Annotated in this window: 11 protein-coding genes; 7 read left to right on the forward strand and 4 right to left on the reverse strand. The window is 70.2% G+C overall.

The genetic code is table 11. From position 1 onward, the window contains the following. Nucleotides 1–65: 65 nt before the first annotated feature. Entirely contained in the window at nt 66–1,226 is a 1,161-nt protein-coding gene (locus tag ACTJKO_RS00750) for a glycosyltransferase family 4 protein (RefSeq protein ID WP_440684661.1), read from the reverse strand. Further along, complete coding sequence (locus ACTJKO_RS00755) at nt 1,223–1,375, reverse strand: hypothetical protein (protein ID WP_440684663.1); 153 nt, start codon at nt 1,373–1,375, stop codon at nt 1,223–1,225. Before ACTJKO_RS00755 ends, ACTJKO_RS00750 begins: the two co-directional genes overlap by 4 nt. A 320-nt stretch (nt 1,376–1,695) precedes the next feature. Here ACTJKO_RS00755 and ACTJKO_RS00760 point away from each other — a divergent pair, with 320 nt between their 5' ends. From ACTJKO_RS00760 to ACTJKO_RS00790, 7 genes are all read left to right on the forward strand, one after another. Next, nucleotides 1,696–2,307, forward strand: a complete 612-nt coding sequence (locus tag ACTJKO_RS00760) for a DUF3887 domain-containing protein (RefSeq protein WP_440684665.1) — start codon at nt 1,696–1,698, stop codon at nt 2,305–2,307. Then, nucleotides 2,304–2,966 (forward strand): ABC transporter ATP-binding protein, encoded by a 663-nt coding sequence (locus ACTJKO_RS00765; protein WP_440684667.1) that lies wholly within the window; start codon nt 2,304–2,306, stop codon nt 2,964–2,966. Before ACTJKO_RS00760 ends, ACTJKO_RS00765 begins: the two co-directional genes overlap by 4 nt. Then, on the forward strand, nt 2,963–4,456 hold the full coding sequence (locus tag ACTJKO_RS00770; protein ID WP_440684668.1) for a hypothetical protein: 1,494 nt from the start codon (nt 2,963–2,965) through the stop codon (nt 4,454–4,456). The genes ACTJKO_RS00765 and ACTJKO_RS00770 overlap by 4 nt, the downstream gene beginning before the upstream one ends. Before the next feature lie 397 nt (nt 4,457–4,853). Further along, the gene (locus tag ACTJKO_RS00775; protein WP_440684670.1) at nt 4,854–5,018 is read left to right on the forward strand and encodes a cypemycin family RiPP; all 165 of its coding nucleotides are present in this window, start codon (nt 4,854–4,856) and stop codon (nt 5,016–5,018) included. Nucleotides 5,019–5,096: 78 nt separating this feature from the next. Next, nucleotides 5,097–6,866: an alpha/beta fold hydrolase gene (locus ACTJKO_RS00780; RefSeq protein WP_440684672.1), complete on the forward strand. Its 1,770-nt coding sequence runs from the start codon at nt 5,097–5,099 to the stop codon at nt 6,864–6,866. Then, entirely contained in the window at nt 6,853–7,410 is a 558-nt protein-coding gene (locus ACTJKO_RS00785; RefSeq protein ID WP_440684674.1) for a hypothetical protein, read from the forward strand. The genes ACTJKO_RS00780 and ACTJKO_RS00785 overlap by 14 nt, the downstream gene beginning before the upstream one ends. Next, entirely contained in the window at nt 7,407–7,985 is a 579-nt protein-coding gene (locus ACTJKO_RS00790) for a CypD family RiPP peptide-cysteine decarboxylase (RefSeq protein ID WP_440684676.1), read from the forward strand. Before ACTJKO_RS00785 ends, ACTJKO_RS00790 begins: the two co-directional genes overlap by 4 nt. A gap of 88 nt (nt 7,986–8,073) precedes the next feature. Here ACTJKO_RS00790 and ACTJKO_RS00795 read toward each other — a convergent pair whose 3' ends face one another. Both ACTJKO_RS00795 and ACTJKO_RS00800 read right to left on the reverse strand, forming a co-directional pair. Next, nucleotides 8,074–9,507 (reverse strand): MFS transporter, encoded by a 1,434-nt coding sequence (locus tag ACTJKO_RS00795; RefSeq protein ID WP_440684678.1) that lies wholly within the window; start codon nt 9,505–9,507, stop codon nt 8,074–8,076. 445 nt (nt 9,508–9,952) lie between these two features. Further along, nucleotides 9,953–10,516, reverse strand: a complete 564-nt coding sequence (locus ACTJKO_RS00800) for a TetR/AcrR family transcriptional regulator (protein ID WP_440684680.1) — start codon at nt 10,514–10,516, stop codon at nt 9,953–9,955. Nucleotides 10,517–10,605: the final 89 nt, after the last annotated feature.

Raw genomic sequence — 10,605 nt, forward strand, 5'->3', positions numbered from 1 at the left:
CCTCCAGTCCGTCTGTAGTGCGGACCCGGACAGCCCGGGAGCGTGGAGCGCGGAGCTCGCGCCCCTCAGACGGCGAGTGCGGCGTCGTCCCCGACAGCCGCGTTCGCCGCCCGGACCTGCTCCAACGCCGACTCGAGCACGGTCCGACGCTGCCAGAGCTGCCGGTCCACCGAGTACCCCCGTCGCGCGGTGGCGAGCCCTGCCTGCGCGAGGCGGCGGAGTTCTCCCGGCCGTTGCACCACCGACAGCAGTCGTTCGACGATGTGCTCCGGGTCCGGCGGGACGATGAGGGCGTCCCGGCCGTCCCGGAACAGCGTGTTCTGCCCCCGGGCGTCCGAGGCGACGATCGCGACGCCGGACAGGGCCGCTTCGACCGTCGCTCCGGTGGGGAACCCGTCGAACGCACCCGGCGCGAGCGTGTCCGGGCGGGTCGGGGACACGATGACGTCCATCGAGGCGAAGAACTGCCGGAGTTCCACGGTCGGCAGGGTGCCGAGGAAGGTGATCGGGAGGTCGCGGGCGTCGTCCGGCAGGTCCTCGGCCGAGAACCCACCGACGACGTGCCCACGGACCGGGATGCCCCGGTCCCGCAGGCCCCTCAGCGTCTGCACGAACTCGGGGAAGCCCTTGTCGGCCCCGCCCGGCGTGTACCGGTGGGCGACGAAGCACAGGTCGAGCTCGGAGCCGTCGGTCATCGGGTCGAAGTAGTCGTCTCGATGACCGGGGCCCGGGGCGAGGTACTCCGGGTCCACGACGACGCCGACGATCTCGGTGACGGGGACGTCCTCGCCCACGGTGCGGCGGACCCGCTCGGTCACGATGCCCTGCGTGGTGACGACGTGGCGCAGCATCGGTGATGTCAGCACCCGCTCGAGCTTCGCTTCGGCCTCGGGTTCGTCGAGGTACAACCCGCCGCCCGGGTACAGCGTGACGACGAAGGGCAGCCCGAGGCGCTCGAACGTGTCGACGTGGTGGTGGGCGTTGTTGAGGAACAGGACGTAGGCGAGTTCGTGCGCCGCCAGTCGCTCGTCGTCGTACTGCCGGACTCGTTGCCACACCAGCGGTTGCGCCGCCGAGTACCAGGCGATCCGCTCGTCGAGCGGCGTGACCGTGGTGAGCACCTCGGACACGACGCCGCGGCGGAGCAGCCAGCTGAACTCGGCGAGCCGGAAACCGGTGCCGACGCTCGGGAAGTAGTCGTCGACGACGACGATCCCGCCGCTCACCGGCCCGCCCGCAGCGCCGTCCGCAGGTGGTGCCCGACGCGGTGCGGCAGCTTGGACAGCTGCGCCCCACGAGCCCGGCGGAGGACCACGGCGAGCAGAGCGCCGGCGGGCTGCGCGGCGATCTGGTCGATGACCGGGAAGTACGTCAACTGCTCGGCCCGCGCGATCCACTCGGCGGCGGCGTCCGGGATGCCCGGGTCCTCGTGCGTGGCGTAGTGGTGCAGCGTCAGGTCGGTGAAGCCGTACCGGGAGCGGAGCAGGAGCGTGGTGTCCTGGCGCGCGAGGAGGTCACGGAGCAGACGTTGCGCGTAGATCCGGTTGATCTCCTGGAGCGGGCATCAGTGCATCCGGTCGGACCACGCGGCGGCAGGTGGCTCACCGTGACCCGGCTGCGAGCGCTCCCGTCGGACCGCCACGACGTGCAGGATGCGCTTGACGTTCGTGCCGCCTGTGAAGGTAGTCTTGACGCATGACCGACGAGGTGTACGAGCTGGCATCTCGCCTGTACCGCAGTGTCGGAGAGATCATCGCCTCCCCCGTACTGCAGGAGGCGGACCAGCCGCTCGACCGCATCGTCGCCGTACAGGCCCTCGGCGAGCAGACGACGGCGATGTTGGCGGCGGCCGTCGCGGAGGCGCGGCGAGCGGGCGTCACCTGGCAGCAGGTCGGGGCAGCGCTGGGCATCAGTCGGCAGGCGGCATTCCAACGGTTCAACCGGTCCACACCCGCTCCGAGCATCGGTGAGGAGCTCGTGACCGACGCTGAGTCCATCGCGATCGACCGCGCATCGTCCGTGATCGACGACCTGACATCCGGATCCTGGGACGCCGTCGTCGACCGGTTCGATGACGCGATGCGCGCCCGGTTGCAGGCTGACGGCTTGTCGGCGGCGTGGTCACAGGTCGTCGCGTCCGTCGGCGCCTTCGACCACCGGGAAGAAACCGTCGTGACCCGCGCATCCGGGTACACCATCACGACGACACCGCTCGTCTTCGCGACCGACGCCTGCACTGCCCGCATCAGCTTCCGAGACGACGGCCGCATCACCGGGCTGTTCATCCTGGCGGGATCTCCTTCGTGAGCGACGAGCATCGGACTGCCGCACTCCCCGAGGTCGCCGTCGACCGGGTCGGGGTCGTCGCAGGTGACGTCACGCTGCTGGCTCCGACGACCACGCACGTGGACGCCGGCGAGGTGTTGGTCGTGCGTGGCCACAACGGTGCGGGGAAGTCGACCCTGCTCAAGGTGCTGGCCGGTGTCCGCGCGCCGAGCAGCGGATCGGTGACGATCGGCGGGGCCCCGGTGTCCCGCAGGGATCGCATGTTCCGACGGCGGGTCTCGGCGTTGCTCGGTGCTCCGCCGACAGCGCCCGACCTCACCGTCGAGGACCACGTCCGCATGGTCGCGGCGACGTGGTTCGACGATCGCGGTGCAGCCGAGCAGAGCGCTGCCGCGGCACTCGGGGAACTCGGGCTGGAGGGTCTGCTCCGGCGGTTCCCGCACGAGCTCTCCTCCGGCCAGCAGCAGTTGTTCACGCTCGCTCTCTCGCTCGCCCGCCCGTTCGACGTCCTGATCCTGGATGAACCGGAACAACGGCTCGACGCCGAGCACGTCGAACGCGTGGGAGAGACGCTCGATCGCCGGCGATCAGCTGGTGTGGCCGTGGTCATCGCGACGCACAGCCAGGCGCTCACCTCGCAGCTCGCCGACCGGGAGCTCGATCTGGACCGCCGACCGTGAACTCGCGCGTCGCTGCGACGACCGGCATCTGGCGGGCACGAGCGCCGCGCGGCACCGCGGACCGCGCGTACGTCGCGTACGCCCTGGTGATGTCCGCGCTCATCATCGGAGCACCGGTGGTGCGCGCTGCGTGGCTGGCGTTGACGGTGCCCGCCGCCGCTGCGGAGCTGGCCGCCCCACACGCTCCGGTCATCGCCGCCGTCGTCGAGCTCGCGATGCTCGCGGCGACACTGATCGTCGGGAGGAATCGCGGTCCCGCGGTCGCGCCGCCGTTCCTCGCCTACACCTTGACGTCGAGTGAGCTGCCCGGACGGGTCGCCTTCCGGCAGCGGACGATCATCGCGGTGGTCAGCCTCGCGGTGACGGGGGCTGCCTTCGCCGGTTTCATCGGCGCGGTGACGGTGGCAGTCGAGATCGTGCCTGTGGCAGCCGCCGTCGACTTCGCTGTCCGCGGCCTCCTGATGGGGACGATGGTCGCCGTGTGCTGGCTCGTCGGAGAGGCGCATCCTCGAACTGCAGGAGCCCTCGCCGCCGCACTCCTCCTCGTGGCGGCACTCGTCGCCGTGACCGGGTCGGGTGCCGGAGCGGTCGGAGTACCTTCCGTGGAACACGCATGGGTGAGCCCGACAGTCGACCTCTCGGGGACACTGGTGCTGGGCCTGATCGCGGTACTGGGTGTGGCAGCTGCGCCGCTGTTCCTCGACGCGATCACGCCGGCGACGATCACGACCCAGTCCAGTCGGTGGGACTCGGCGATCGCGCATGCGGTCAGCCTCGACTTCGGGTCGGCGGCGGAGTCCTACCAGGCGCTGCCGAGTCGCGGACGTCGCATCCAGGCGGTCGTCCACGGGGCGGGACCCGTCGTGTTGGTGGTGGTGCGCGACGCTGTCGGCTCGGTACGCACGCCAGCGCGCTTCCTCGGGGCGATCATCGCCGCGTCGTTCGCGGGCTTCCTCCTGTTCGTGGCGGCACAGGACCGAGCAGCCGCGCCGCTGCTCGGGGCCGTCACCGCTGGTCTGCTGTACTCCGCGACGGGAGCATTCACCCGCGGGCTGCACCACGTTGCTCGAGTGTCCCGGGACCAGCCGCTCTTCGGCATCGGCGAGGGCGTCCTGGTGCTGCTGCACAGTGTCTTCCCCGTCGTCCTCACCACGGTCGTGACGGCGGGGTCAGTGGTCGTGGTGCATGCGGTCGTCGACCCGAGCGTCCCCGTGGCGAACCTGTGGGCTGCGTTCGCGTTCCCGATCATCGTGATGGCAGCGCGTGTGAGCAACAGCCTCCGCGGTCCCGCCCCGCTCTTCCTGATGACGCCGGCGCCCTCGGCAGTCGGGGACCCGATGCCGCTGCTCCGTGTGCTGTGGGCGCTGGACGCGCCCCTGCTCGCAGTCCTCGCGGGGGTCGCCGCGGCCTCGGGGTCCGTGGCGTCGCTGGTCGCTGTCGCGCTCGTCCTCGCGGTCTTCTTGCTCGTACGGTGGCGACGCCGCTCCTGACCTGCCGACAGTGGACAGGTCGTTCTGGGTCTGTTAGCTTGCTCGCATCGTCGTCACCCGTTCGCGGGGTGGAACGGGTTGTCGACGGCGGGATCGCGCACCACGGTGGTGCGGGAACTCGACGACTGGACCAAGGCTGGGGGGCTGTGATGGCGTTCGGTACACCGACGGACAGTAGCTGCGTGCTCAGTGAACGCTGCTCCTGCTCCTCGCGCGTGCTGTCCACGTGCCCCTGCTCCGTGGAGCAGTGCGGAGCGCGTTCCCCTGCCGTACGGCGCCAGCTCGCGCTCGTCCCTGGTACCGGGGCGACCACCGAGCTCCGGCGCGCCGAGAACCACCTCCTCGCGGGGTGAACCCTGTCGGGACGGCCGTTCCGGCATCTGAGAAAGGGAATCCGATGAACAGTGAAATCCTCGAGGTACAGGCGTTCGCGAACACCGCATTGTCCTCTGCCGAAGCGGGCGCTCGTGCTGACGCCTCCATCCCCGCGATGACGACGCCGACCGTCGTCGCCGCGGCGGAGTTCGTTGTCGCGGGAAGCACGATCTGCCTCATCTGCTAGCACCGGGCGGCTCCCCGCTCGTCGATGAGCGGGGAGTTCACCGCCTCGTCCGTCCTGTCCTGGAGGTTGCTCCCGACCATGCTGCTGCGCCGTGTCCGTCCGCTCAGGCGGCCCCTCGATCCGCGTCGTCACGCGATCAACGCCACGATGGCGCCGATCGCCGTCGGTCAGATCCTCAGTTCTGTCGAAGCACTCACGGTCGGTTCCCTGTACCGCCGTGATGGTCTCCTCCGCGGTGTGTCTGCTCGCGGTTCGGTGCCGGGCACGGTGCGGCACAGACTGGCGACTGCCCTCGATGCCCCGACGACCCCGAAGGTGCTCGCAGCCGTGAACCTCGCCGCGAGCGTCGCGCTGCTACTGGGGCGGAACCGGCGTGGGCTGCAGATCGCGGCCTCCGCGGTCATCGGTGCCTGCAACCGGCTGAACGAGATCAGGACCCCGTACGGCCGTGACGGTGCTGACCAGATGACCGCTGTCATCACGCAGTACCGCACCGTGTCCGCGCTCGTACCGGATCCCGAGCGTGCGGACGACTTGTTCCTCCGCGCCGTGAACCTCCAGGCGGCCTTGAGCTACTTCGTGTCCGGGATCGCGAAGCTCTTCGGCTCCAGCTGGGTGCAAGGCGACGCGCTCGGGGAGGTCGTCCAGACCCAGGCGTACGGCAACGGACCCGTGGCGGGCTTCCTGAAGGCTCGACCCGAGCTCGCGCGTGTGCTCACCTGGGCGACTCCACTGTGGGAGGTCTCCTTCCCGATCATCTACGTCCTGCCGGAGCGGTGGAGCCGTGTTGCGCTCTGGGGGGTGAAGGGCTTCCACTTGGCCGTCGCCGGTGTGATGGAGCTGCCGCGGTTCATCTGGGGGTTCACCGGGTCCCACGGCGCGGTCCAGTACGTGCTCGGCGGCCACGCCCTTCCCACATCGAAGCTCGAACGTGTCGTGCTGACCTCGGCCGCCGCTGTCACGGCGACCACGGCGACCTACGCAACCGTGCAACGCGCGCTCGACGTCGAGCGACGGCGTGGCCTCAAGGGAACGGCGCTCCTGACGGTTCGTGACGGCGATGTCGAGTACGTCCACCGCGCTCCCGGCGATCCGGACATCGACCCGGGGACGGCACCGGTCGTCATCCTCGAGGCGGGCCTCGGGAACCCACTCGATGCATGGGCGTGGGTCAGCGACTCGGTGCGCGCCGACTGTCACCTCGTGGCATACCACCGTCGAGGGTACGGATCGACGACCTCCTCGGCCGAACCGCTCGCCGCTGTCGACGCGCTCGTCAGGCACGTCGGCTCCTCCGGTCCCCTCGTGGCGGTTTCGCACTCCATCGGTGTGCTGGTGCTCGCAGGGTACGTCGGTCACGAGGTCGCGGGCAGGAAGATCGCCTCGGTGGTCGTCGTGGACGGCACCGACCCCGATCTGTTCGCAGCCGATCGCCGTGATCGCCGGCGAGTCGGTTCGTTCCTCCAATCCCAGGCGCGGAGCATGTTCGCCGCGCTCACCGGGATCTACAACTTCACGCCGCACGCGGTGGATCGCCAGTCCCGGTACGAGCCGGACCAACAGAGCGGCACCGTGCAGTTCGTCTTCGGCCCGCGGAACATCCACCGTGCGACCCGGGAGTACTTCGAGCTCGGCGCCGAGGGGGTGCTCGAAGCACTCCGCGAGGTCCCGAACCGCTTCCTCGTCGCGTCGCAGGAGAACGCCGCGCAACAAGCCGAGTTCGCCCGCAAGCTCGATGCGACGCATCGTTTCGTCCCGGATTCGTCACACCGCTCGATCATCGGCTTCCGCCAGAACGCCGCGCAGGTCGCAGCCGTGATCGAGGAGGCCCTCGATGCCGTCGCTTAGCGTCCGTCGGGCGCTCGGGGCGGCAGCGACCGGAGCACTGACCGCACACCTCATCGCGACCACGTTGTTCAACACCCCCGACTCCTTCAACCTGGACCTCCGCCGGTACGTCGGTGGATGGACGATCCCCGGCTGGCGGTTCTTCGCACCGAACCCCGGCGTGCAGAACGTGCACCTGCTGGTGCGGACCGGTGCAGGGGAGACGCCCGCAGCCCCGACGCAGTGGCAGGACGTGACCCCGACCATCGGGCACCACGTCCTCAACATCGTCTTCCACCCGCGGAGCCGTGGCCCGAAAGCCCTCTTCGACGCGATGCAACAGCTGTCCGTGATGAAGTCGAACTACTCGCGGTTCGACTTCATCACGTCGAGCACCGCATACGAACTCGTCGCGGACGCTGGACGGGGTCTCCTCCCGCCGGGCGCGAGTGACAAGTTCCAGTTCCTCCTCGTGAACTACTTCCCCTCCGCGCCGGCGGAGCAACGGGTGCAACCGATCTTGGTCTCTGAGTGGGAGCACGTTCACCCGGGGGTCCGGACGTGACGGCGCCGCAGACGCTCACGACGTTCGCTGGAAGGGAGCTGCACCTCCACGTGTCGGGTTCGGTCTCGGCGTCACTGGTGCCGTGGTGGGTCAACTGGCTGCGGTTCACGACCCCCGAGGTGATCGTGAACCTCTCCGTGTCCGTCCGTGCTGCGACGTTCGTCTCGGTCGAGGCGTTGCGAGCGCTCGCGAACGGTGAGGTCTGGCTCGACGACTGGGACGCCGGGTCGGTGCCCCGTTCGTGGAGGGACGGTCAGAGCGGTGGCTCGGAGTGTTTCATCGTCTTCCCCGCGACCTTGGACACGGTGATGCGACTGGCGCAGGGGAGGGCGGAGTCGCCTGCGCACATGATGCTGCAGGTGACCGGCTTGCCGATCGTGCTGGCTGACGTCATCCCCGCGGAGAACGAGGTCATCGACCACTGGCGTGGGGTGCTCCTGAAGCGGCCGAACGTGTCCTTCGCACCTCGGATCGATACGCCGCGAGCGATCGACAGGACGGCGACGACCAGCGGCTTCAACCTCCCGGGCGCGCTCGCCATCGCGAACGAGGCGATCACCGAATCGAGGAGATGACCGTTCCGTCCCCGAACGCAGAAGACGACGGGAGGCGCGGTGCCCGTCGGCACCGCGCCTCCCGTCCTCGCTGTCGGACCCTGGTCCGTCAGTGACCGCGCCGCGCGGTCGTGGCGACCCCCGCGGCGACCAGTGTGACGGCGGCCGCGCCGAGGAAGAGCCACGAGAACCCGCCGGCCATGGCGGGAGCCGTCGCGACGCCGGCGTGCACGAGTGCGTCGGTCCGGACCGCTGCGATCGTGGAGAGCACCGCGAGCCCGAGGGCGCCGCCGACCTGCTGGCTGGTGTTCACGAGGCCGCCGGCCAGCCCTGCTTCGCCGCCGTCCACATCGTCGACCGAGAGCTGGGTCGTGGTGACGAATGCGCCGCCCATGCCGACCCCGATGAGGATCGTCGGGCCGAGGATCTGGGTGAGGAAGACCGCGTCGGCGGGAGCGGCGGCGAGCCACACCAGGCCTGCGGCGAGGGTCACGAGGGAGCCGACGAGGGTCGCCTTCGCCCCGATCCGGCCGATGACCGTCGGCGCGAGCCCGGCGATCACCACGAGGGCGCCGGCGAGGGGCAGCTGCGTGAGCCCGGTGGTGAGGGCGTCGTAGCCGAGCACCGCCTGCATGAAGACGGACAGGGCGAAGAAGAGCGCGACCATGGCGGCTCCGACGAGGACCATGACCAGGTTGCCGACGCTGAGGTTCCGGTTGCGGAACACCGACAGGGGGACGAGTGCGTCGGAGGTCCGGCGCTCGACCAGGACGAACGCCACGCCGAGCACGACAGCGGCGATGCCGAGGCCGATGGTGAGGGGGTGGACGAAGCCGACCTGCTGGACGGCGGACAGCGCCCCGACCGCGGCGACGAGTGCGCCGGTGATGGTCGCTGCACCGGCGACGTCGAGCTTCCCCTGGGCACGGACGGCGTCGCGGGTCACGAGGAACGGGATGGCGACGAGGACGAGCACGCCGATCGGGACGTTGACGAAGAACACGGACTGCCATCCGAGTGCGGCGGTCAGAACCCCGCCGAGCAGGACGCCCGCGGCGGAACCGATGCCGGCCACGCCACCCCAGACGCCGAGCGCCTTGGTGCGTTCACCGGCGTCGGGGAAGAGGTGGGTGAGGAGCGCGAGCGCGGCGGGGGCGAGCAGGGCTGCCGAGGCACCCTGGAGCGACCGGGCGGTGAGGAGCATGCCGCTCGACACGGACAGTCCGGCCAGGGCGGAGGCGCCGACGAAGCCGGCCACGCCGACCAGGAACACCCGGCGGTGTCCGTACCGGTCGGCGAGGCGACCGCCGAGGAGCAGCAGGCCGCCGAACGCGAGGACGTAGGCGGTGATGACCCAGGCGAGCGCCGCGGTGTCCATGTGGAGCTGGTCTCCGAGGACCGGCAGGGCGATGTTCACGATCGACGCGTCGAGGACGACGAGGAACTGGGCGAGTGCGAGGACGCTGAGGGCGAGCCAGCGGCGGCTGCTCCGCGGCGCGGCGGTCACAGCGGGGGACGTGGGGAGGAGGGTGTGCGTTGACATGGTCGTGCTTCCTTTACTGGCGGCGGGCGGGTACCGACGCCGGGCGAGGCCCGGCTCGGAGTCGTGGCTGGGAGGGCGGGGGCGGGCGGTCGCGCCCGCCCCCGCGGCGGTCTGCTCAGTCCCAGAGGCCGAGCATCGCGACGGCGCTGAGGGTGAGGACGGCGAAGGTCGCCCACCAGGCGACCTTCTCGCGGGTCCAGACGGTGGTGGTCGGGCGGTCGGTGTTCACGGGTGCTCCTCGTGTCGGTCGGGATCGGTCGGGGTCGGCAGGGGTCGGTCGACGGTGGTGCCGTCAGTCCCACGCCGCGAACATCGCGAGGACGAGCGCTGCGTAGGGGACCAGGGCGATCCACCGCATGGTGATGTCGTTCTTCATAGGGCTTCCTTCGTGTAAAGAGTGATTGCTCACTCACTTTTCGGACCGGACAAGGCGTCCGGACCTGGGTCATTCCGGGTGGCGGATCCCCTCGGCGAGGATCCCCGCCCACTCGTCGGGCACCTCGTCGATCTGGGCGGTGACGATGAGGTGGCAGAGCTGGCCGAACGCCATGAAGCGCTGGACCTCGGCGTCGGGTGCCCCGGTGCGCCGCTTGGCGAGCATCGTGATCCTCGCCAGGCCGGACCGGAGCGCCGCCCCGATCTCGGGCACGTCCGCGACGGACTGTGCGTGCACCTGCAGCATGAGCAGCGTGCGGTCGCGGATGAGTTCCGCGTACGCGCCGCCCATCGCGTGCAGGAGTGCTGCCGGGGACTGGTCCGCCGACTCGTCGGCTCCGACCTCGAGCGCTCGGAGCACCTCGTCGTAGCAGAGTTCCAGGCCGGCGACGAACAGCGACTCCTTCCGGGGGAAGAGCTTGAAGACGTACGCCGGCGAGATGCTCGCCGCGCGGGCGACGTCGGCGACCGTCGTGCCGTGGTAGCCGCCGCGGGCGAACTCGGTGAGTGCAGCCGCAGCGACGACCGGGCGTCGGACCTCCGCGGTGGAGAGGATCGGGCTCTTCGTCGTCATGAGAGTGACTGTACACTCACTCCTCGGACGAGCGCAACCCCTCACGCGTTCTCCGCTCTGGACGGGAGGCGCGGTGCGGGCCCGCACCG

Origin of the sequence: Curtobacterium sp. 22159 (assembly GCF_052045775.1) — a bacterium.
Lineage (GTDB): Bacteria > Actinomycetota > Actinomycetes > Actinomycetales > Microbacteriaceae > Curtobacterium.

Excerpts from the sequence above, each read along its gene's own strand:
- ACTJKO_RS00760 (WP_440684665.1), top strand. The coding sequence starts at position 1,696 with ATGACCGACGAGGTGTACGAGCTGGCATCTCGCCTGTACCGCAGTGTC.
- ACTJKO_RS00795 (WP_440684678.1), bottom strand. The coding sequence starts at position 9,507 with ATGTCAACGCACACCCTCCTCCCCACGTCCCCCGCTGTGACCGCCGCG.
- ACTJKO_RS00785 (WP_440684674.1), top strand. The coding sequence starts at position 6,853 with ATGCCGTCGCTTAGCGTCCGTCGGGCGCTCGGGGCGGCAGCGACCGGA.
- ACTJKO_RS00800 (WP_440684680.1), bottom strand. The coding sequence starts at position 10,516 with ATGACGACGAAGAGCCCGATCCTCTCCACCGCGGAGGTCCGACGCCCG.
- ACTJKO_RS00780 (WP_440684672.1), top strand. The coding sequence starts at position 5,097 with ATGCTGCTGCGCCGTGTCCGTCCGCTCAGGCGGCCCCTCGATCCGCGT.
- ACTJKO_RS00775 (WP_440684670.1), top strand. The coding sequence starts at position 4,854 with ATGAACAGTGAAATCCTCGAGGTACAGGCGTTCGCGAACACCGCATTG.